A 19721-nucleotide genomic window follows, 5' to 3' on the forward strand; every position below is an offset into this window, starting at 1 on the left:
GGGTGGCGGCGTTGCGACGCCAGGATGCGCCGGTTCACCGTTCCTGCCGCCGGCTCCGGTAAAATCGCCGCCATGGATGTCCTGCTCGCCAATCCCCGCGGCTTCTGCGCCGGCGTCGACCGCGCCATCGAAATCGTCAAGCGCGCCATCGAGACCCTCGGCGCGCCGATCTATGTGCGCCACGAAGTCGTGCACAACCGTTTCGTCGTGGACGACCTGCGCAATCGTGGCGCGGTGTTCGTGGAGGAGCTGGACGAAGTGCCGGACAACGCCACGGTCATCTTCAGCGCGCATGGCGTCTCGCAGGCGGTACGCGCCGAGGCCGACCGCCGCGGCCTGAAGGTGTTCGACGCGACCTGCCCGCTGGTGACCAAGGTCCATCTGGAAGTGGCCCGTCACTGCCGCGCCGGTCGCGACGTGGTGCTGATCGGCCACGCCGGCCACCCCGAGGTGGAAGGCACCATGGGCCAGTGGAACCGCGAAGGCAGTACCGGCCGCATCTATCTGGTCGAAGACATCGACGATGTCGCGGAACTGGAAGTCGGCCAGCCCGACAACCTGTTCTACACCACCCAGACCACGCTGTCGGTGGACGACACCATCGGCATTATCCAGGCCCTGCAGGCGCGCTTCCCGGCCATCCAGGGGCCGAAGAACGACGACATCTGCTACGCCACCCAGAACCGCCAGGACGCCGTGCGTGATCTGGCCAAGCAGTGCGATCTGGTGCTGGTGGTCGGTTCGCCCAACAGTTCCAACTCCAACCGTCTGCGCGAACTGGCCGAGCGCGACGGCGTCGAGTCCTACCTCATCGATGGCGCCCACGAGATCAACCCGGCCTGGGTGCAGGGCAAGCAGCGCATCGGGGTCACCGCCGGCGCTTCCGCGCCGGACATCCTGATCGATGGCGTCATCCAGCGCCTGCGCGATCTGGGCGCCGCCAGTGTCGGTGAACTCGACGGCGAGCCGGAGAACATGGTGTTCGCCCTGCCCAAGGAACTGCGGCTGCAACTGGTCAGCTGACCGCCGCTCAGGTTTCCTGCGCGGCTGCCTCCGGCGCTTTCTGCCGCGCCCAGAATTCCACCACGATCGTCATCACGGTCCAGACCAGCAGGGTCGGTTGGACCTTGTCCGGTACCAGATCGCGCCCATGCAGGAGAAAGCCCATCACGTACGGGAAAAGGAGTGCGTTGACCAGCGCGAAAATCGCGTAGCTCACCCGGTTCCGGCTCGACGAGATGAACAGGATCGTGATGACGTTTCCGGCCAGGCAGAACAACATGACGCCGAACTGCCACGCATCCAGCTTTTCCGTGCCGGTCAGCACCAGTCCGAGCACCGCGCCGAAAAACATGTTCAATCCGTTGAGGTTGGCCTCGTACTCGCCGGTCGACATCTTGCCCAGGCCGAGCCTGCGCATCAGGGTGGGGCGGGTGCTCACGTATGGGTGTCCTTTCTTGTTTTCAGGCCAATGCCAGGCGCAGGACGGTCAGGATAATGAGGTAGGCGACAAAGCCAATAGGCGGCGCCAGAAGGGCGCGGACGAGGCCAGTGGCGCTGCGGTAGCAATGGAGCACGGCCGCCGCCACGGTCGAGCCGGCAATCAGGGGTAGCAGGAATTCAAGGCGGGTGAACAGGTCGGGCACTCGCCTGAGCACCCCCAACAGCGCCAGGCTGGCAGGCACCATGAGCAGCGACGACAGAAACGGCACCAGCAGCGCGCTGCGCCAGCCCGCGCCCCGGCGAGGTGAATGGGTGGACCGAGGCGGGGCATAGGGATTCGTCATGGGCATTTCGTATTCCGGAGATCGCCCGCAGCGCTCGCCGATTTTTCTGCTTGTCCTCATCCCGGCTTTCTCCGCTGCGGAAGGCGGGAGAGGGCAGTTCCGGCAATCGTTTCCCGACGCTTGCGGTCGCTGTGGTGGCCGGCCAGCGCTCCCTTTGCCTGGGCCGATATCCATGATGCCTGCGTTCGGCAGGATTCCGGAGGCATTTGTCCGCCTGCACGAAGATCCCTGGTCCGACCGCCGGCAGGGCGTCCCGAACGGTTTCCTGCCTTGGCCCGTCGGTTGTCTCGAAAGTCAGGTGAATGCGTGCCTTGGCGACAAGAAGAGTCATGTCGTTTCCATTGGATGGACAATTCGGGAAACGAAAAGACATCTGGATTGCGAAGTTGATCCGCATGCACGGAGCCGGAGCGAAATTTGGATCGTGCCAGTGAACTTGCGGGCGAAAGCGCTGCTTCCAACGCGTGATGCAAGACTGCGGAGGTCATTTGACAACGTTGTCCGTGATGCGAGAGATTCGCCCCCTTCAATCAATCACGCATCATCCAGGAGAGGGTAGGGAACATGGCGCGGAATCGTATTTTCATCGTAGGCGTTCTGGCTGCATCGATCGCCATTGTCGGCTGTGATCCGAAAACCGACGCGGCTGCCGGGCAATCATCCGCGCCCGGGGATTCCGAGGCGAACGCAGCTGCTCCGGCCGCCATCACGGCGCCGGTTTTCTTCGATGATTTCAGCTATGCGGATTTCGCCGCGTTCCAGAAAAACGGATGGAAGGTCAGAACCGAAACCGGCCATCCCGGCATCAAGGGCGCTACCTGGTCGGGCGATGGACTGTCCTTCCATTCGGATATTCCTGGCACCGAAGGCGGTGCGGTGCGAATGAGTTCGGTCACCAACGGCACGCCCGAAAAAACCCGCCAGACCCAGTTCTGTCATTCCCGCAAGTATCGTGAAGGCACCTATGCCGCGCGCATCTTCTTCCGCGACGAACCGAGCTACGGCCCGGACGGCGATGAAGTCATCCAGACCTTCTACGCCATCAGCCCGCTGAAGGCGCCGATGGACAAGGACTATAGCGAGACCGACTTCGAATACCTGCCTAACGGCGGCTGGGGCGAGAACACCAAGCCGGCGATGTGGACCACCACCTGGGAAACCTTCCAGCTGGAGCCCTGGACCAAGGTGAACGAGTTCTCCCGCAAGGAAGGCAGCTACGCCGGCTGGCGCACGCTGGTGCTGACCGTCGCCGACAACAAGGTCACCTATTACGTCGACGGCCAGTTGTTCTCCGAACACAGCAGCGAGGTGTATCCGGAAGATTTCATGTCGATCAACTTCAACCTGTGGTTCATGCCCAAGGGCGCGGACGGTTCACTGGGTCCGGTCGACTCTCCGGAAATGCGCGAGTACCAGGAAGACATCGACTGGGTGTTCTTCCAGGAAGGCGTGGCCCTGTCCACCGCGGACGTGGAAGCCCAGGTCGCCGACATGCGCGCCAGGAAAGTGGCGCACATCGACAACGTGAAGGAACAGAACCCGGTGCTGCCGTCGCCCTGCGGGCTCTGAACGTCGCAAGCCTTTGCGTATCGTCGCGGGGATATGCAAGTCCCCGCGACACGTGTTTGGTCAATTCAAAGCTCGTATATCGTTTCAGTGCGGTGCGGTGCGGTCGCGGTGGGCGCAAATGGCTGAGCCGCTTTCCTGACTGCGATGACGGGCGAGCAGAGCGGGGACGCCGTCGGACCGGGGAGTTTGTACCGCGATACTTTCTCGATCGATGCCAGCGAAAGGTTTGGAATCCGCGACGATGGGCAGGGCCGTGCTGTGTCCAGTCGGGGGCCTTCGGAGCCTCAGCCCTTTCACATCAAGCACTTGCAGGGGGCTGATTGACCGGGTGCCGGCCTCTCCCTAAAATTCGCGGTTCCGCCGGAATAGCTCAGTTGGTAGAGCGGCGCATTCGTAATGCGTAGGTCGTAGGTTCGATTCCTATTTCCGGCACCAAATCCCTTTGTCTGGCGGTCTTTCCGGCCAGATCGGCGTAATCCCGGCGCTATTTGGCCCGGGATCGCCCCCTCGGGATGCCAACTCGGTTGGCGTCACGCCACTCCAGGATCTCCCGAGCAACCCACGTGGCGGGCCGCATGGTCAGACGGACGGGGAAGTCCGGCCGGCAGGCCACCTTCTCCAGGACCGTCCGTGGGGCCAGCCCCAGCAGCTCGCCGACTTCCTCTGCGCCGATCGCGCGAAACTCCCACGGTATCTTTTCAGCAGCACTCATCTCAGGCCTCCCTCACCAGCCGGACGCGCTGTCCGCACTTTCCGGGCAGGCCACGACCATCCAGCGCCGCCAGCTCGTAGATGGGCAGGGAGCTTGTCGGACGGACGCTGACCACCTCACACGCCTGCGCCTCCTCCACCCTCCGAGCGAGCTTGGCGGCGGCATCCAGGTCGGCGGCGAACGCCTTCCAGAACGAGTTGCTGTCTTCGCCGTCTACTTCGGCCCAATGGGCGCGGGAGGCTGCTCTCTTGGCGTGCGCCTCCAACCTCTCACTTAACTTATCCATTCGACCTCCCCAGCGCCGCGGCGAGGGCGGGCGGTGCAGGAATCCAGTGCGTCAGGAACACGCTCCATTCACCGTCGGTCCATCGTTTCTGCGTGGGGTGGCTCGCCCAATACAGTCCAACGTGTTCAGGCGTGCCTGATTGGCGAATCGCGCAGCCGATGATCTTGGTGCCATCCCTCGGGGCCGTCTCAATCGGCCTCCACTCATCCACCACGCCGTCCGGGAAGGTTTCGGCGATGTGGGCGCCGTGCTTGCGGGGGTGGGCGGGCTCTTTCAGCTTGTAGTGCTCTGCCACGGACTCAACTGAGTGGAATCTCTTCTCAGACCGCGACAGTTCAAGTGCGCGATTGAAGATTCGGTTGTAAACCTTGCATTCCGCAGATGAGTGCGTACCGCAGTCGTCCAGCTCTTGGAACGCCTGCGCAATCGCCCAGGCCGGCAGCCTCGCCGCCTGGCTGTCGGGGGTGGTCATGTCAGGTCCATTCCTTTTAGTTGAACGCGGTAGGCTTCAACGAGGTCTGGATTCTCATCTCTCCATACCTGCCAGCTCTCATCGGTCAGTTTCCACTTCATCCAGTCCGGGTGTTCGCCGGACGTGGGCTGCTGATGCGTGTGCGCGTCGGTGTCATAGCGGTGAGCGAAGCAATAGAACTTCTCGCAGCCGCACTCCTCTTCTTCGCACTTGTAGCCCAGCCCACGGTCGATTTCCTCGCGGCATCCGGGATGGTCGCAGTACGCCGGAACCCCGTAGCCGATATCGCGCTTGTAACGCTCGCTGTTGCCGATTGACCAGCCCATCACCGCTCCCCCTTCGTGCCGTCGGGTGGGTTGGCTTCTTTCATGAAGGTGATCCAGTGGGTGTCAGCCCGCTTGCCGGACTTGTGCCCGAACAGCGGCTTGGCTGGCGTCAGCGCGAGGATTTCCCCGACTTTCACCTGCACCTCGTTCCACTTGAAGATGAGGATTCCGTGCGGCCCCAGGACGCGGAAGCATTCGGCGAAACCGGCACGCAGGTCGTCGCGCCAGGTGGCCACCTCCAGAGCGCCATACTTGGCCCGGAGCCAGCTATCGGCACCGGCCCGGAGCAGATGAGGCGGGTCGAACACCACGAGCTTGAACGAGGCGTCCGGGAACGGCAGAGCACGGAAATCCATGGCGCGGTCAGGGTCAATCACGAGCGTGCGCGTGCCGTCCTCTCGATGCGTCCGGTCGGTCACGGTGACGGTCTCGCGCCGGATGTCACCGAACACCACGCGGTCATCGTCCTTGTCGAACCAGAACATGCGGGTTCCGCAACACGGGTCCAGGATTGGCTTGTCCACTGCGTCAGCCATTGCCCACCCCCGGCGCGGCGGCGTCGATGATGGCGGCCAGTTGCTCAACTTCCGATGGCGTCACTGCACGGCCAAGTGCGGCCGCTGCACGCAGGTCAACCACGAACTCCCGCAACTTCCCGACATCGACGCCCGGCGGAGGGGTGGTGTAGAGCAGCGTGTCGCCGGGTTGCATGGCATCGCCTACACGGATGATGTTTCCGCTAAACGTTCCGTTCCGGCCCTTCATCAACACCAAATGTCGCGGGTCAATGCTGCCAATAGGCTGTTCCGGCACCACCCCGGCGGCGTCCTGCGGGGTGGTGGCGAGCAGGCCGGCCCGAATCGCGTAGGTGATGCGCTCGATCATGTCGGCTTCGCCCGTCAACCCTTCTCGGGAATCAGAGCCGCGCCAGCCCACCGCCCACTCAATCAATTGCTCTTGCGAGGGGATAGCCCGCACCTCGCGCGGCTGGGGTGCTGCATTCATTCCAACCGCCCAATCCGCCAGAAACTCAAAGCATCGGCGGAACTCCTGCCAGTCGCTACAGTGGCGAAGGTCGCCGCCGAGCGACTCAAACGGATAGCTTTCGAGCCTGTCGGCGAAAGTGCGTCCGTTCTCAATTGCCCCGGCCGGGAAGTCATCCCCACGCGGCTGCGCGGAGAGGGCGGCGGTGATGGCGCGGAGGGCTTCCGGCTGCGTGCGTTCTACATGCGCCGTCAGCGTTTCCGCCGTCGCATCGGCCATGCCACTGCGAAGGTACTGGGCCTTAAGCAACTCCCGCGCCCGTTGCTCCAGCGAGGCCAACTGTTCGGCGCTTCCGAAGGGTTCGTTCAGGGGAGGGGTGGACGAGCCATCCTTCCTATAGGTGACGCTTTCGATGGTGCGAAGCACCGCCATGTCACCCGGAACCTGCGGCGCGGGGGTGAGGGCGGTGATATGACGACTCAGCGTCTCCCACGCAGCAGCCCAGACCTTGCTCTGGCAGGAATCGACCAGCCAAGCAGGGAGGGGCGGACAATCAGGCAGCGCAATCGGGTCAGGGGTGGTCATTGGGGATCTCCGGGGTGGGGGGGGTGTAGAGGGGAATGGCATTGACGGAAACCGGAATACCGGGAGAAATCTTCTGTTGCTCCAGGTACGCGACGCCTTCCGCCTCGTCGCGATACAGCGCGAGCATGCGAATCTCCGATTTGCCCATGCCCTCCCAAACGAATTGGACTCCCCAAGCCACCGGCTCCCCCAACAGCACCGGCAGCGCGGCGGCTAGGGCTGCTCTTGCACTGTCCTTGTAGAGGTGCCAGCGAACAACGGTGGGGTCCTCGTAGGTCTCGCCGATTGCCGCGTATGAGTGGTGCGCATTTCGGTCGAACTCCTGCCACGTCTCATCAGGGTCGAACTCATGCCTGCGCGCCAATTCACGGGCCGCCGCCTCCACAACCTCGTCGGGTATTTGTTCTGGCTTGATGTTCACAGCTCCACCTCAGAAAACTCAGCCATCCGTTGGTAAATCAGTTCGGCCAGAGACTCGCGCCCCGACTCGGGAAGGAGTCGGACCTTCTCCAGTGCGACGAACAGCTCCCACACGTTCCGGGCCGATTCGATTTCTGCGTATACGGTTGAGGCGCCCATCTCTGTCCTTGTTTGTTGGGGTGGGGCGGGCCGGTGGTCAGTCCGGCTTGCGGTTATTTCATGCAGCGAATCAGAGACCCGCTGCTACCTATTACCCGCGCCCGGTTCTGTCCGGGTACGCATCACCACTGCGCATTCCGCCCCGTATTCGTCAGAATGGAATCTCAGGGTCCTGTTGAAAGTCATCCTGCGGCGCCTGGCGCTGGGGGCGGCGTTGCTGGGTCTGTTCGCGTTCCTTCTGTTCGAACACGGACAACTTTCCGTCGAACCACGAACCTACCGGGACGGTGTGCAATTCGATGCTCATACCACCGTCATCCCATTCGGTCAGGCGGCCAACCTGAATCCAGTGCTTCTTGTCATCGCCATACGGGCGACCGGCGCAAATGTCGTAACGCTTCTTGGGGCTGCTCATTGGATTTCCCTTTGTTTGACTGCGGTGAGAATGGCTTGCACGTCCGCCTCCATTTCGAGGCAGGCGGCTTCAAGACGGGCGATGTACTCGTCATCGCGCGGCACCCGCTGCACGTACAGGCGCAGGGCGGGCGAGAAGTCGGGGTGGAACGAGATGAAGTCCCACCACTTGCGATGCGTGACCCACAGGCCGCCTTGAATCTGCTCGATGTGTTCGGACGGCAGTCCGGTGAGCAGAGTTTCCAGATGGACTTCTGACGACTCCGGGCACTTCACCTCGCCGCCGCCATCATCCCCAACAAGGAAATCAGGGGATGCGCCAATGAACTCGTATGCCGGATGCCGCATGAACTCAGCCGGGGTCACGATGTAGCCGGTTTCCGCTTGATATGCAGCAACGGCGGCCACTTCCATCTCGCGCCCCCAATCCAGCGCCGCTCCGCGCGCCTGCTTGCGCGGCTTTCCGGTGAGACGTTCGGCGGCCAGTTGGTGCGCGTAATCGCTCAGCGCTTTCGGCGGCGGCTTCGGCTGCCCCTTGCGAGGGCCAGTCTTGAACGGTGCGCGGTCTCGCTCAAGCATGACGACGTTCATCATGGAGGCTGTGATACGGCCCGCTCGGGCATCGAACCATTCGGCAGAGCGCTGCTCAATCACGGAACATCCTCCGCGTCAGCAGACTCGGCGATTCGCTGGAAATCCCCCAGCCGGTCCGCCACGAGCGCCCGCTTATCTTTGGGCCAGCCAGCCCACATGGCCCGGAAGGCGTCCACGCCCAGGCTCGCGACATCGGTCGCCTCCTTGATGGCGGAATCGCGCTCGGGGCTGTCATCCGGAATGGTCTGGCGAACGGCGGTCTGTGCGGCTTCGGTTCCGCGCGACACGCGCTGCCCAACAATCTCCGCCACCACCTCGTCAGGCAAATCCTCGATATCCTGCGTGAAGATGTCGGAAGCTGCCGTGGCGGTGATGACCGCATCCACCTGGGCGCGCTTCTTCGCCATCTTGAGGATGGTGTTCGCCACGTCGGCCGGATTCGTGCGGACCTGCTGCACTTCCTTGCCGTCGCGGTAGTACTTGATGCGGCGGCGATTCTCCGGAGTCGCCTCCCACTCCTTCTTGTGGACGGCCGCGCGCCAGCTGTACTTTTCCTCGGCGCTGCTGCACTCACCGATGCCGGCGCCAACGAACACGCCGCCAGCGGTGAGCAGATTGACCGTGACCCGGTAGGCCACTTCACCGCCCTCGGAAAGGTCCTCCACTTCCGGCTTGGCCGCCAAGCGGAAGGTCGCCATCAGCTTCTCGGCGCCGGCCTTATATAGGCTCCTGGATTGCGTGCCGGGAATCTTCCCGTAGTGGGTGCCGTCCTTCATCACCTCCTGCATCACGTCCTGCATGAGGTTGACCTGGGCGCGCACGTCGGCTGCGGTCAGGGAGCGCTGGCCGTAGTTGTCAACGGCAGGCTGAAATTGAACAACTGCATTCATATCACCACCCAGAAACTTCGGCCATCTCGGCCACATAGTCAGAAGGTTCCGCAGCCTGCCCAGCACGAAGGGGAGAGTTGCCGGACAGGCTGCGGAGATGGGATTTGAACGGCCACGGATAGCCGTTCGATTGGGGCGCGGGGAACGTCGCGCGGAACCGGCGTGCGCGTTCCTCATTCGTCCAAGCCACCGGCTGCTGCCGATGCGGGACGTGCTGGAGAGATAGGTGGGAGAGGGTCATCTCAGTACGCCTCCGCTTCTTCTCGGGTGATGAAGAAGTGGATTCCGTTGCTGCACTCGTTCTGCCAGTTCTCACAGAACGAATCCGGCATGGCGCGCTCGCCGGGGCGATACACCGTCTCGGGGCCGTGATTGTTGGTCACGCCCTCATTGGCGCCGAACACTTCCAGTACATCGGCGTACTCAGCCCGGCACTTCCGGCCAAAGGCGTGGCTGCGCTTTGCCTCGGCCGGGATACGCAGTTTGACGATGACGTTGGCGTTGCATTTCTTCCAGCCGATGATGTCGCCTTCGGGAATGATGCGAGTCCGAGCGATCACAAGCTCTGCGTTCTTGGCATCGGCCAGGTAGGCACCGGCCAGGTTGGCACCGGCCAGGTTGGCATCGGCCAGGTTGGCATCGGCCAGGTTGGCACGGGCCAGGTAGGCACCGGCCAGGTTGGCATCGGCCAGGTAGGCATCGGCCAGGTAGGCACCGGCCAGGTAGGCACCGGCCAGGTTGGCATCGGCCAGGTTGGCATCGGCCAGGTTGGCATCGGCCAGGTTGGCACGGGCTTTGATCGCCTCTTGCACCGCACGACCCAGCTTCTCGCCGTACGTCAAACCAGTGACTTCCTCATCCGTCTCCCAGGTGTAGATGACGGCATCGGTATAACGGTTCTTGATTTCGAACTTCATGTTCAATCCCTCGAAGCCGAACTCGCGGCAATGCGGTCGGTGGTGAAGTGGTTTGGGTTGGATTCGTGCTTGGCATGGACGCCAAGTCCGAAGGCGAACAGGCCGGCGATGAAGAACGCCTGTAGCGTTGCCGTCTGCGGCGTCGGCTCCGCGTCCGTCCACGAGCTGAATTCGATGCCGTGGCTGTTGTGGATGACCGTGCCTTCGGTAAGGCACTGCGAGCAGTAGCTGGTCCGGTGCGTGCAGGCCAGGAGCGGATTCACCGGCTTCGGCAGGGGTGCGTGGTCGGTGAAGCGGCGGCGGGTGAAGGTGGGATTAGCCAGCATCGTCGCTCCCCTCGCCGCTGAGATAGCGGTCAACCGCATCGTCAACATTGCGGCCTTCATCAAAAGCCTTGAGCCCGACGCTGACCGCTTCTGGTGAAAGGCCGTAAAGCCCGTGTTTTCTTTCGATGCGGACACACTCATGCAGGGTGCCGGACACCATCGCTCTGACGTATGCGTCAAGCTCATTCATACCTTCTCGCCTCCGAGGCGGGCGATGTTGACAAGGCCAACAAGCGCCTCGCGCATTTCTTCGAGTGCAAGCAGCGCCTCCGCTTCACAATCGGGAACAAAGTCACATGCAATTTTCTCAACCGCATCGACAAGCTCTGTCACCTGTTCCCAGAGGGCCCTGTAGTCACCGTCCGGGACCCACAGGGGCGCGTCACGATTAAGTGCCCCATCAGCAGCGCTGGCCATGTACCGGTTTCCTGTAATGGGATTGGTTCGCAGGTAATAGCGATTCGGGTTCACGCCGCATCCTCCAAATCCGCAGGCGGGAGTCGGCGGAACTCCACGGCCTCGTTGATGATGGTTTCGCACCGGCCGATGACATCGAGCATCCGACGCGTCAGCTTTCCGTTGGAGTAGCTATCTCGCGGCCCACACAGGTACTCGCTGATGGCCTCGGTTGCACGTTCACGAATGAAGTCCTCTGCCTTGTCGGCCAGAATCGACTCCACGTCGTTGATGTCGTCGTAAACCGACTTCGGCTCATCCGGCGCATACAGGCTCGGGCCGGTGGATTCGCGGGGGCGGAGGGAGGGGATTTGCCTCATGACTGCTCCTTCGCCAGTTCGGCAAGGAGAGCGTCCGCTGCTTCCACCGCATTGCGAGCGATGTCAGTGGTGCTCCATTCCTTGACGAGGACCTCATCAGAATTTGCCCAGATTCCCTGCATCGCCATCGCGGCGAACAGTTCGCGCTTCGTGAGGCCAGCGCTGTCGCTGTCGAACACGCCATCCGCAGGAATGGGATTTGCGTACTGGCTGCCCAGAAACTTTGCGTCCATCACTCCCCCTCCCCGGTTGCGCGGGAGATGGCGGCGTTCGCCATATCGACCGCTTCGTGGAGCGCATCCGACAATTCCTGCAAGTCCATCGGGTCGGGACCGCCAGAGCGAAGCGCTCGACACAGACCACTTATGTGGTCCAGGGCTTCGAACATTTCCGGCGCGGCTGCGATTAGGCGGGCGTTGGCTTCCTTGACTCGCGATGTGCGCCCGTTGTCTGGCAGCATCGTGCAGACGTCGTGCTTTCCGTATACGAGCACCCCTTCGGCCATCCACGGCCCCGGCGTGTGCGCGCTCACTTCGCACCCCCGCAGGCGCGGAGGGCGGTGGCGCAGCGAATCCACGCGGAGGCAAAATAGGCGCTAGAATCAGCCGCATGGCCGCCTATTTCTCGGATTACCTGATTTACTTCCTGCTCCCCTTGCTGGTGCTTGGGGTTGTCGGCATGGCTAGATTGGCCTTCACGGACTTCCACCTCTTCCACAAGTTCGCATGGCCTGCGATTTGGGTTGTGGGAGTCCTGAATATCTTCGGGATTTTCTACACGATTGGGCTGATGGCTGCCGCTCACAGCGCCAGCAGCCTGATTCCAGCTAAGGCTGTCGAGCTTCGTGCAGCCATTCTCAGTCTGGCGCCCAACCTTTTCGTTCTGACCGTCGTACTGACCTGCCAATTCGCCCTGATGTGCATTAACGTCGTGGCGCGCGCAGCGCACAAGCGCCGGTGCCACTGCCACGAAGTAAACCGCCGTCGCCAGCAGCGTGGCATTGAAGAACCGGGCGCCCACTAGCCACGCTCCTGGGCCATCTCGGCCTCGGATTGCTGGGTGGGTGAGAGGGTGTCATCGACCGGCTCGTAGCGGACCACGTCCAGCCCGGAAGCGGAGGGCCGTAGCTCGTTCTGCAAGTCAGCCAGACCAGCGAAAGCCAGTCGGCCCAGCTCCAGAACCTCGGCGGCGTTGTACCGCTCAACCTGGCGGTCGCCTGACATGAGGACGAACGTCTCGCCCTCTCGGATGAATCGGATTTCCCGAATGTCCACTTTCCCCATCTCCCGTTGGGTTGATGGGGAAATTGTCAGTGCACTGACGGTAAATGTCAATGCACTGACAGGCATTATGTCAGCTAACTGACGAACGGTACCCGGAACTTCTACCTAGCGGGTGAAGAGGTCATGAAATGGTGTTGACCGTCACACTCGCTAGGGGTAGCTTCAGCAGCCATCCCACACAGGACGAGAAGTGGAAGATGGCTGCGAAAAAGGGAAAAGAGGTTGCAAAGGCGGATAAATCGAATGTGGAGGTAATGCCTCATAGTCTGCTTCGAGGCACGCTTCGGATAGGTGACCTAGAACTCGAATGCCACGTCCTCAGCGACTATCGGCGTGTGCTGACGCAACGCGAGATCGTCAAGGCGATTAGTGGCGGGCGCGAAAGTGGCAATTTGAGGGCATATTTCGACAGAAATCCTTTACTTTCCAATGACTTGGAGCCGGGCGCAGAAATCCATTTTCGCGTAGACAGGGCGACCACCTCTATCGGCCGTGAAGCTACAACTCTCATCGAAATCTGCGAACGATATTTAGAGGCATACGACCGCAAGCTACTGAAACCCAGCCAATACAAACTTGCCAAGCAAGCTCAGATCATCATCCGAGCATGCGCGAAGGTGGGCATTATCGCCTTGGTAGATGAGGCGACTGGATTTCAAAAGATGCGCGAGAAAAGGGCCCTGCAGCTTAAGTTGCAAGCCTTCATCGCGGAAGAAATGCAGGAGTGGGCACGGGTATTTCCAGATGAATTCTGGCTAGAGTTAGCAAGGCTTGAGGGAATCAAGTACTCCCCCAAATCCAGGCCTCTCCGATGGGGCAAATACATCATGGCCTTCGTGTACGACGCCATCGATAAAGATGTTGGCAAGAAGTTGCGTGAGATAAACCCCGATCCACAGCATGGCAGGAATCATCACCAATGGCTCAAGGGGTACGGAAAAGAGCGCGTCACAGAGCAGATCACCAAGGTTGTCACTATCATGAACCTCTGTGACAACATGGATGATTTCAGAGCGAAGTTCAGAAGAGTCTTCAAGAAATCCGAAGCGCAACTTGATCTGTTCTATGACATGTAGAACAAGAAACCCCGGCCTAGCCGGGGTTTTTCTTTGGGAAGAATCCTCGCCAGACCCATCCGATACCAAGGCCAAACAAATAGATGGCGCCGAAGAGGATGACAAAAGCAATAATTCCGGACTGGACGCTGTCACGCCAACTTCGCATTGCCTGTCGGTACTTAGTTCCATCCGCAATTTCTCGCAAAGCGAACATGCAGGTGGGCTCTCGACTTGATGGCCATTCCCGCCATTCTCCTGTTGCAAGAAGTCGCCCAGCCTCCGCTGGATCTGCGTAGCTCGGTTTCTCGCAACCGGTGTAATGGCCTTCGTGCTCGTTTGGCATTGAATAAAACCCAGCCACACCTAGCGGCAAGCCGACCACCAGTAGGAGAACAACATACAGCCGCTGCCATCCATTCAGCCCCATAAGAATCTCCTTCAGTTCATGCGGTCCAAACGATTCCTTAAGTAGACCTTGCCGCCGATCAGCGTTCCATGGGGAACAGGAAATGGTGGATAGACTGTTGAGTTGGCACTTACAACATAGACAGCATCGCCACGATCTTGCAGCGCTTTAATTTGCTGGCCGTTCCCCGAGTTAATGAGATAAAGCCCGTCGCCCTCGAAGGTCTGACAACCAGTGTCCACCACAACGACGTCACCAGGTCTAATGACTGGATCCATGGAGTCACCCCGACCAGTCATCAGCTTCAGTCGGCCACGACGCGGCACGAAGCCGATCAAGCTTCGTATATAGCTCTCTTCGAAATCCATTGATCTGACTACCTCTGGGTAGTCCGCATTAATCGCCCCTGCGCCCATGTCCCCCTCCGCGTCCAACTGTTCAATGCGAAGGTAGGATGAGTCAGTCTCATTGGCTGTGATACTGGCTGGATCCTCGCCTCCCCAAGGGTATCCATCTTCGTCCGATGTCAGCTGAAGCCACTCGGGCCGAACTCGGTAAACCTTTGATGCAGAAGTCAAATATTCTTCGATCCCCTGGATGCCGCCAGGACTTTCCCACATAGCAACAGTACTTCTTGAGCAGCCAATTGCCTTGGCGGCTTGCTGCTGGGTCATTTTTACCCGGCTCCTAGCGAGTCGGGCACGGACGTAAAGGTCTTTGTCAGCCATACCAACAAGATAGCCGGCCTGACCGTCAGTGTATTGACATTGTGTGTCATTGAACTGACAATCACCCACAACCAACCCCCAGGAGGTTCGGTGTGGGTGCTACTTCGACCACTTCCGCCACCGCCATACGCGGTAGGCGAGGTTCAGGGCGGCGAGTACCACAAACCCGATTCGGGTGGTTAGCCAAAGCCATTCCCTCACGTCGGGCGGTGCTTTCGTGAAGAACAAGACCCAGAGCGACACCGCCAACGGAAGTAGGGCGAGCAGGGCGTCTCGCCTGAGCCCCGCCTGGCTTGTGCTGTTTTCGCTGTCCATGTTCCTCCCCGCGACCAGCTGGCTGGTGGCCCTGCAAATGGTCGCACTGCTGGTCCTCCTCGGCCACCTGATTTGGATGTGGAGCCATGACTAACCAACCTGCAATGGACCGCCGCCGGGGCGTCGATATGGCGCCCCCGACTGATTTCGATGCCTCGTTTTTCCTCATCTGGGCGCTGGTCGTCCTGCTGGCGGCTTCGTTCCTGTTCCGGAACGACAACACCCCTCCCGCCTGCGTAGTGCAGGGCGCGGAACAGCACAGCACTGATTGATTCATCGCGGCTCGGTCCTTTGGGGCTGGAGCCTATTTTTTCGCCCGAACGGGCTTGTAAAGGCTAGTTAAGGACTGTCAACAGATGCAAACAAGTTTCCCGTTCTTGAGTGTCATGCCGGCGCCGAAAGACGCTCCGGACGCACTCGTAGCAAGGATTTCCAGCGAGTCGGAAGCCGTGGCCGTGTCCATGCGAGCGAAGGGGTTCAAGCAATCTTGGTACGCCGCCCAGCTGGGCAAATCCGAGGCGTATATCAGCCTCATCGCCGCCGGCAAGCGCCCGGTGCCACGCTGGTTCATCAAGCCGTTCTGCGTCCTGTCCGGGTCGAACCTGTTGGCCCAGCACATCGAACTGCGGGCCGCCTTGGCTGCGGTTCGCGAGCAGCGCGAGGCGCGGAACGTCATCGACGCCTACGCCGACATGTTGAGGGCTGCGTGATGACTAAGTACTTCGTGGGGCAGAGGGTGCGCATCGTTCGCATCTATCAAGCCATGAATGCACATCTCCTTGGTGCTCAGGGTCGCATCGCTGAAATAGCGGAACTGAAAAATGGGGTGCCTGGCGAAGAGATTGCCTACGGGCTGGACATTCTTCCGATTGAGTGGGAGGAGGATCCCGAAGACGGCTTCCTTATTTGGGCTATTGGGTTTGGTCCGGAGCAGCTTGAGCCAATCCTCCCATCCGGCCGCCGCGCCGGCACCGAATCCTTCCAAGAGCTGATGGACCGCCTGAACACCGAGAAGGTGGAGGGGGTGGAGGAGGTGGGTGCATGACCCGCTGCCCCTATACCGGCAAGCAGTCCTTCGTCACGGCCGCCAAGGCGCACACAGAGCGCCTGCATCGGGACAAGACCCAGCGCCACGACCACCAGGACGCGAAGTTCTGGCACGGCCCGCTGATGGTGTTCCGGTGCCGCTGCGGCGCATACCACCTGGGCCACTCCAACCGCATGGACAAGGTCGCATGACACCCCACAGCGAATGGGCGCGCATCTGCAAGGAGCTGGCCGGCGGACCGTCGAAACCCCTCCTGCCGTGGGAGGCGCGCCACTACGACGCACAGCGCAAGCAGAAAGACGCGGAAGCCTGGGACCGAATCCAGCGCCCACCGCAACGAGATTTGTTTCAGGGGGAGTAGGGAAGAGATGGCCGGCGACTGGATAAAGATGCGTGCGGACCTGTTCACGCACCCAAAAGTTGTCCGCATTTCGTCCGCATTGAAAGCGGACAAGTTGCGGACGGTTGGCGGACTAATGTCCGCATGGTGTCTGTTTGATGCGCATTCCATCGACGGAAAACTCGACGGCTACACCCTAGAAACCTTGGATGCACATCTCGGTTGGATTGGGTTCGCGGAGCAGATGGTTGCTGTCCAGTGGTTGACGGCCGATTCGCAAGGCCTTGAATTGCCTAGGTTTGACGCGCACAACGGCCAGTCTGCGAAGCGCCGAGCACAGGATAACGATCGCAAACAATCTGTCCGCAAAATGTCCGCATCGCAAGCGGACAAAATGCGGACCAGAGAAGAGAAGAGAAGAGAAGAGAAGAAAGATCTACAAAGGGAGGTTTTGCCCGATTGGCTGCCTGCCGAAAAATGGCAGGACTTCGTGGACCATCGGAAAGCCAGTCGGAAGCCGATGACCGACAAGGCGCGGGAGCGGATGCTCCGGCACCTGGGCGACCTGAAGGCCAAGGGTCACGACGTGTTGGCCCTGATGGACACCGCCATCCGCTCCGGTTGGCAGGACGTGTACGAACCGAAGCCGGCGGGGCAGTTCAACAGCCCGGCGGTCCCGCGCCCGCCTCGCAAGGAGGTGACGCTGTGACCGTCACCCCGACCTTTGCCGAGGAAGCCCTGCTGGGCGGCCTGCTGCTGGAGAACGACCGCCTGCATGACGTGGCGACACTGTTGTCTGCCGACCACTTCACCAGCGCCCCGCGCTCCCGCCTGTTCTCGGCCATCCGCGACCGGGTGCTGGCTGGCGAGCCGGCCGACGCGGTGACCATCGGCGAGCTGCACCCAGACCTGTACGACGACGCCATCGAGCTGGCGAGCAATGTTCCTGGCTCCTCGGCAGTGCTGACGTACGCGACCATCGTCCGGGAGAACTGGCGTCGCCGCGAGGCCGTGCAGATTGGGCTGGAGCTGTCCTCCCGCGCGAGGGCAGGGGAGGAGGGCGCGGTAGACCATGCAGTGGCCGCCCTGATGGCCCTGAACGCCACGGTGACCGAGTGCGAGTACACCGGCAAGCAGGCGTTGCAGTTGGCATGGCGAGAGGTGGAGAAGGCATACGCGAACGGCGGAGTGTTGCCGGGCATCACCACCGGCCTGCGCGGGTTGGACGACATCCTCGGCGGCCTACATGACTCGGACCTCATCATCCTAGGCGCGCGTCCGGCGATGGGTAAGACGGCCTTCATGGGCTGCATGGCCGAGGCTGCGGCGGATGCTGGAAAACGTCCGGGCATCATCAGCGCCGAGCAGCCCGTTGTGCAGCTGGGGTTGCGTCGGCTGTCTGCCTCGTCGGGTGTTGGTGCCGCCCACCTTCGGGCGGGTAAGTTCGAGGAAGAGGATTGGGGTTCGCTACAGGCTGGAATCGCGAAAGCCATGCCTCGCGACATGTGGATTTACGACCGCAGCGCGGTGACGCTGGATGAGCTAGTCGCCATCGCTCGGAAGTGGAAGCACGCCCACGACATCGGCGTCTTGTACATCGACTACGCCCAGCGCATCACGGTTCCGGGCGCTGACCGCATCACCGAGGTATCCCAAGTCGCCCGGGGAATGAAGAACCTCGCCCGCGACCTGCAAATCCCCGTGGTCTCGCTGGCTCAGGTCATCAAGGGCGTGGACAGCCGCGAGGACAAGCGTCCGCGCGCAGGCGACCTTGCCAACAGCGACGAGCTAACCCGTGAGGCCGACCAAATCCTGATGTTGTATCGGGACGAGGTCTACAACTACGAGACGCGCGACAAAGGCATCGCTGAAGTTCTCATCGAGAAAAACCGGCACGGACCGACGGGTCTGAAACGAGTCGCCTTCATCGAGAAGACCATGCGCTTCGCCGACCTGTCGCGCGAGGAGTTCTGATGTGGAAGCGGATTTCCGAGTACTGCATTCAGAGCGGCCCGTACTTCATCAGCAAGGCGTTTTGCGGAGAAGACATGGTCTACACGGCAACCAAAGGCGATGCGCGACTCACCACCGAAAGAGGCGATGGCGCGTTGGACCGATGCAAGCAGGCAGTAGAACAGGACCGAGTGAAATGACCACCTACATCCTACGACCCGAGAACGCACGGCCACGCATGACCGCCGCGTGGCGTGACGCCTGTTCGTATCTTGAGCTTGGCCAGTCGGTCAAGTTGGAACTGTCCGAATGCAAGCCCACCCGCTCCCTGGAGCAAAACTCCCGCCTCTGGGCGCTGCTGCACGACGTAGCACGGCAGGTGAAGTGGTCGGTGGACGGGCGCGAGACGTACCTGTCGCCGGAGGACTGGAAGGATGTGTTCACCGCTGCGCTTCGCAAGGGGCAGCGTGTCAGCCCTGGCATCGAGGGCGGGTTCGTGATGCTAGGCGCCCGCACGTCAAAGATGACCGTGGGCGACATGGTTGAGCTGCAAACCCTGATTGAGGCATTCGGGGCGCAGCACGGTGTCGTGTTTGGGGATATGGAGAAAGTGGCGTGATTATCAGCGAAATGCGCACAAGCGAAATTCATAGCGGCTGGCATTCCGTCGATGTTGGCACTGACAGCTGGGTTGCCGTGTTTGATGAAGGCGGCGCTTTGTGGGTCGAGATCCAGAATGGCGCTAGGGTCAAAGGTGTCCTGATATCCCGAGAGTCCGCTGACGCACTCTTCAACCTGCTTGGCGTGAAGCTCGGCTATATCGAGGACCCAACATGACCCTCGCCAAACGCAAGCCGCCGACCATGGCGCAGCAGGACTATCAGGACCGCGCTAGGGCGCTGGGCTGTGTCGTTTGCCGTTTCCGAATGGCGAATGGAATGCAGGACCGGCAGGCCGGGGCTACTGAAATCCATCATCGCAACTTCAACGACTGGCACGGCGCCAAGCAATTGGGACAAGACGCGGTGGTGGCGCTCTGTAGTTGGCATCACAACGGAGTCCTAATCCCCGGCCACTCGACCTACGACATGCGCGAGCTGTACGGGCCGAGTTTCTACAGCGCGGCGGATTTCAGGGAGTGGACCTATGACTGCCTCCCTGGGTACGGACGCGGCACCGAGGCATGGCAGAAGTACCAAAACGAACTGTTGGAGCGGCAATGACTAGCAAGCGATGCACGAAATGCGGGCACGAACTGCCGCTGGATTCGTTCTGGCCACGAAAGGAGCGGCCTGGTAGCTACACCTCGTGGTGCAAGCCGTGCAGCTATTCAGCTGACCGGAAGAAATACCACTCGCCAGACGAGCAGGAGA

Annotated in this window: 33 protein-coding genes and 1 tRNA gene; 16 read left to right on the forward strand and 18 right to left on the reverse strand. The window is 61.2% G+C overall.

The genetic code is table 11. The features are described 5' to 3' along the window. Positions 1 to 72: 72 nt before the first annotated feature. Positions 73 to 1023: a 4-hydroxy-3-methylbut-2-enyl diphosphate reductase gene (ispH, locus tag ACTHN1_RS08410; protein ID WP_440470500.1), complete on the forward strand. Its 951-nt coding sequence runs from the start codon at positions 73 to 75 to the stop codon at positions 1021 to 1023. Positions 1024 to 1030: 7 nt separating this feature from the next. Here ispH and ACTHN1_RS08415 read toward each other — a convergent pair whose 3' ends face one another. Both ACTHN1_RS08415 and ACTHN1_RS08420 read right to left on the reverse strand, forming a co-directional pair. Next, a complete protein-coding gene (locus ACTHN1_RS08415) occupies positions 1031 to 1441 on the reverse strand; it encodes a hypothetical protein (protein WP_440470501.1) in 411 nt (136 codons plus the stop codon). A 22-nt stretch (positions 1442 to 1463) separates the two neighbouring features. Beyond that, complete coding sequence (locus ACTHN1_RS08420) at positions 1464 to 1787, reverse strand: hypothetical protein (RefSeq protein WP_440470502.1); 324 nt, start codon at positions 1785 to 1787, stop codon at positions 1464 to 1466. Between the two features lie 882 nt (positions 1788 to 2669). Here ACTHN1_RS08420 and ACTHN1_RS08425 point away from each other — a divergent pair. Both ACTHN1_RS08425 and ACTHN1_RS08430 read left to right on the forward strand, forming a co-directional pair. Next, entirely contained in the window at positions 2670 to 3356 is a 687-nt protein-coding gene (locus ACTHN1_RS08425) for a glycoside hydrolase family 16 protein (protein WP_440470503.1), read from the forward strand. A 359-nt stretch (positions 3357 to 3715) separates the two neighbouring features. Beyond that, positions 3716 to 3791 (forward strand) — tRNA-Thr (locus ACTHN1_RS08430). A 278-nt stretch (positions 3792 to 4069) separates the two neighbouring features. Here the strand turns inward: ACTHN1_RS08430 and ACTHN1_RS08435 are convergent. The 15 genes from ACTHN1_RS08435 to ACTHN1_RS08505 all read right to left on the reverse strand — a co-directional run bounded on the left by ACTHN1_RS08435 (position 4070) and on the right by ACTHN1_RS08505 (position 11450). Then, positions 4070 to 4354 carry a hypothetical protein gene (locus ACTHN1_RS08435; protein WP_440470504.1) on the reverse strand — a complete coding sequence of 95 codons (285 nt, stop codon included), beginning with the start codon at positions 4352 to 4354 and terminating at the stop codon, positions 4070 to 4072. Then, positions 4347 to 4826, reverse strand: coding sequence for a hypothetical protein (locus ACTHN1_RS08440; RefSeq protein WP_440470505.1), 480 nt, complete (start codon positions 4824 to 4826; stop codon positions 4347 to 4349). The genes ACTHN1_RS08435 and ACTHN1_RS08440 overlap by 8 nt, the downstream gene beginning before the upstream one ends. Continuing rightward, on the reverse strand, positions 4823 to 5152 hold the full coding sequence (locus tag ACTHN1_RS08445; RefSeq protein ID WP_440470506.1) for a hypothetical protein: 330 nt from the start codon (positions 5150 to 5152) through the stop codon (positions 4823 to 4825). The genes ACTHN1_RS08440 and ACTHN1_RS08445 overlap by 4 nt, the downstream gene beginning before the upstream one ends. Next, positions 5152 to 5637, reverse strand: a complete 486-nt coding sequence (locus ACTHN1_RS08450; protein WP_440470507.1) for an SAM-dependent methyltransferase — start codon at positions 5635 to 5637, stop codon at positions 5152 to 5154. The genes ACTHN1_RS08445 and ACTHN1_RS08450 overlap by 1 nt, the downstream gene beginning before the upstream one ends. 43 nt (positions 5638 to 5680) lie before the next feature. After that, a complete protein-coding gene (locus tag ACTHN1_RS08455) occupies positions 5681 to 6721 on the reverse strand; it encodes a hypothetical protein (RefSeq protein WP_440470508.1) in 1041 nt (346 codons plus the stop codon). After that, complete coding sequence (locus tag ACTHN1_RS08460) at positions 6708 to 7142, reverse strand: hypothetical protein (RefSeq protein WP_440470509.1); 435 nt, start codon at positions 7140 to 7142, stop codon at positions 6708 to 6710. Before ACTHN1_RS08460 ends, ACTHN1_RS08455 begins: the two co-directional genes overlap by 14 nt. 309 nt (positions 7143 to 7451) lie before the next feature. Continuing rightward, positions 7452 to 7715: a hypothetical protein gene (locus ACTHN1_RS08465; RefSeq protein ID WP_440470510.1), complete on the reverse strand. Its 264-nt coding sequence runs from the start codon at positions 7713 to 7715 to the stop codon at positions 7452 to 7454. After that, positions 7712 to 8368, reverse strand: a complete 657-nt coding sequence (locus ACTHN1_RS08470; RefSeq protein ID WP_440470511.1) for a lambda exonuclease family protein — start codon at positions 8366 to 8368, stop codon at positions 7712 to 7714. Before ACTHN1_RS08470 ends, ACTHN1_RS08465 begins: the two co-directional genes overlap by 4 nt. Beyond that, the gene (locus ACTHN1_RS08475; protein WP_440470512.1) at positions 8365 to 9198 is read right to left on the reverse strand and encodes a hypothetical protein; all 834 of its coding nucleotides are present in this window, start codon (positions 9196 to 9198) and stop codon (positions 8365 to 8367) included. The genes ACTHN1_RS08470 and ACTHN1_RS08475 overlap by 4 nt, the downstream gene beginning before the upstream one ends. A 242-nt stretch (positions 9199 to 9440) precedes the next feature. Beyond that, on the reverse strand, positions 9441 to 10115 hold the full coding sequence (locus ACTHN1_RS08480; protein WP_440470513.1) for a DUF5758 domain-containing protein: 675 nt from the start codon (positions 10113 to 10115) through the stop codon (positions 9441 to 9443). A 2-nt stretch (positions 10116 to 10117) separates the two neighbouring features. Next, a complete protein-coding gene (locus ACTHN1_RS08485) occupies positions 10118 to 10441 on the reverse strand; it encodes a hypothetical protein (protein ID WP_440470514.1) in 324 nt (107 codons plus the stop codon). Further along, entirely contained in the window at positions 10431 to 10631 is a 201-nt protein-coding gene (locus tag ACTHN1_RS08490) for a hypothetical protein (RefSeq protein ID WP_440470515.1), read from the reverse strand. Before ACTHN1_RS08490 ends, ACTHN1_RS08485 begins: the two co-directional genes overlap by 11 nt. Continuing rightward, positions 10628 to 10912, reverse strand: a complete 285-nt coding sequence (locus ACTHN1_RS08495) for a hypothetical protein (protein WP_440470516.1) — start codon at positions 10910 to 10912, stop codon at positions 10628 to 10630. The genes ACTHN1_RS08490 and ACTHN1_RS08495 overlap by 4 nt, the downstream gene beginning before the upstream one ends. Next, positions 10909 to 11217: a hypothetical protein gene (locus ACTHN1_RS08500; RefSeq protein WP_440470517.1), complete on the reverse strand. Its 309-nt coding sequence runs from the start codon at positions 11215 to 11217 to the stop codon at positions 10909 to 10911. Before ACTHN1_RS08500 ends, ACTHN1_RS08495 begins: the two co-directional genes overlap by 4 nt. Further along, positions 11214 to 11450 carry a hypothetical protein gene (locus tag ACTHN1_RS08505; RefSeq protein WP_440470518.1) on the reverse strand — a complete coding sequence of 79 codons (237 nt, stop codon included), beginning with the start codon at positions 11448 to 11450 and terminating at the stop codon, positions 11214 to 11216. Before ACTHN1_RS08505 ends, ACTHN1_RS08500 begins: the two co-directional genes overlap by 4 nt. A 376-nt stretch (positions 11451 to 11826) precedes the next feature. Between ACTHN1_RS08505 and ACTHN1_RS08510 the strand changes: the two genes are divergently transcribed. After that, positions 11827 to 12240 (forward strand): hypothetical protein, encoded by a 414-nt coding sequence (locus ACTHN1_RS08510; protein WP_440470519.1) that lies wholly within the window; start codon positions 11827 to 11829, stop codon positions 12238 to 12240. A 457-nt stretch (positions 12241 to 12697) separates the two neighbouring features. After that, positions 12698 to 13576, forward strand: coding sequence for a P63C domain-containing protein (locus ACTHN1_RS08515; RefSeq protein WP_440470520.1), 879 nt, complete (start codon positions 12698 to 12700; stop codon positions 13574 to 13576). A 420-nt stretch (positions 13577 to 13996) separates the two neighbouring features. Here ACTHN1_RS08515 and ACTHN1_RS08520 read toward each other — a convergent pair whose 3' ends face one another. Continuing rightward, positions 13997 to 14692 carry a S24 family peptidase gene (locus tag ACTHN1_RS08520; RefSeq protein WP_440470521.1) on the reverse strand — a complete coding sequence of 232 codons (696 nt, stop codon included), beginning with the start codon at positions 14690 to 14692 and terminating at the stop codon, positions 13997 to 13999. Positions 14693 to 14909: 217 nt separating this feature from the next. On the opposite strand from ACTHN1_RS08520, the gene ACTHN1_RS08525 reads away from it, so the two are divergent. The 11 genes from ACTHN1_RS08525 (at position 14910) to ACTHN1_RS08575 (ending at position 19571) form a co-directional block, all read left to right on the forward strand. Beyond that, entirely contained in the window at positions 14910 to 15101 is a 192-nt protein-coding gene (locus ACTHN1_RS08525; protein ID WP_440470522.1) for a hypothetical protein, read from the forward strand. Then, the gene (locus ACTHN1_RS08530) at positions 15094 to 15279 is read left to right on the forward strand and encodes a hypothetical protein (protein WP_440470523.1); all 186 of its coding nucleotides are present in this window, start codon (positions 15094 to 15096) and stop codon (positions 15277 to 15279) included. The genes ACTHN1_RS08525 and ACTHN1_RS08530 overlap by 8 nt, the downstream gene beginning before the upstream one ends. A gap of 84 nt (positions 15280 to 15363) precedes the next feature. Next, positions 15364 to 15717, forward strand: coding sequence for a hypothetical protein (locus ACTHN1_RS08535; RefSeq protein WP_440470524.1), 354 nt, complete (start codon positions 15364 to 15366; stop codon positions 15715 to 15717). Then, a complete protein-coding gene (locus ACTHN1_RS08540; RefSeq protein WP_440470525.1) occupies positions 15717 to 16052 on the forward strand; it encodes a hypothetical protein in 336 nt (111 codons plus the stop codon). The genes ACTHN1_RS08535 and ACTHN1_RS08540 overlap by 1 nt, the downstream gene beginning before the upstream one ends. Further along, positions 16049 to 16246: a hypothetical protein gene (locus ACTHN1_RS08545; RefSeq protein ID WP_440470526.1), complete on the forward strand. Its 198-nt coding sequence runs from the start codon at positions 16049 to 16051 to the stop codon at positions 16244 to 16246. The genes ACTHN1_RS08540 and ACTHN1_RS08545 overlap by 4 nt, the downstream gene beginning before the upstream one ends. Before the next feature lie 177 nt (positions 16247 to 16423). Further along, positions 16424 to 17104, forward strand: coding sequence for a hypothetical protein (locus tag ACTHN1_RS08550; RefSeq protein WP_440470527.1), 681 nt, complete (start codon positions 16424 to 16426; stop codon positions 17102 to 17104). Continuing rightward, positions 17101 to 18369, forward strand: coding sequence for a replicative DNA helicase (locus tag ACTHN1_RS08555; RefSeq protein WP_440470528.1), 1269 nt, complete (start codon positions 17101 to 17103; stop codon positions 18367 to 18369). The genes ACTHN1_RS08550 and ACTHN1_RS08555 overlap by 4 nt, the downstream gene beginning before the upstream one ends. Beyond that, a complete protein-coding gene (locus ACTHN1_RS08560) occupies positions 18369 to 18548 on the forward strand; it encodes a hypothetical protein (RefSeq protein ID WP_440470529.1) in 180 nt (59 codons plus the stop codon). Before ACTHN1_RS08555 ends, ACTHN1_RS08560 begins: the two co-directional genes overlap by 1 nt. Continuing rightward, entirely contained in the window at positions 18545 to 18967 is a 423-nt protein-coding gene (locus ACTHN1_RS08565) for a recombination protein NinB (RefSeq protein WP_440470530.1), read from the forward strand. Before ACTHN1_RS08560 ends, ACTHN1_RS08565 begins: the two co-directional genes overlap by 4 nt. Continuing rightward, positions 18964 to 19185 (forward strand): hypothetical protein, encoded by a 222-nt coding sequence (locus ACTHN1_RS08570; protein ID WP_440470531.1) that lies wholly within the window; start codon positions 18964 to 18966, stop codon positions 19183 to 19185. Before ACTHN1_RS08565 ends, ACTHN1_RS08570 begins: the two co-directional genes overlap by 4 nt. Beyond that, positions 19182 to 19571, forward strand: a complete 390-nt coding sequence (locus tag ACTHN1_RS08575) for a Ref family recombination enhancement nuclease (RefSeq protein ID WP_440470532.1) — start codon at positions 19182 to 19184, stop codon at positions 19569 to 19571. The genes ACTHN1_RS08570 and ACTHN1_RS08575 overlap by 4 nt, the downstream gene beginning before the upstream one ends. The last annotated feature ends 150 nt before the right edge of the window (positions 19572 to 19721 follow it).

Source organism: Pseudoxanthomonas sp., from assembly GCF_051953815.1.
GTDB lineage: Bacteria > Pseudomonadota > Gammaproteobacteria > Xanthomonadales > Xanthomonadaceae > Pseudoxanthomonas_A.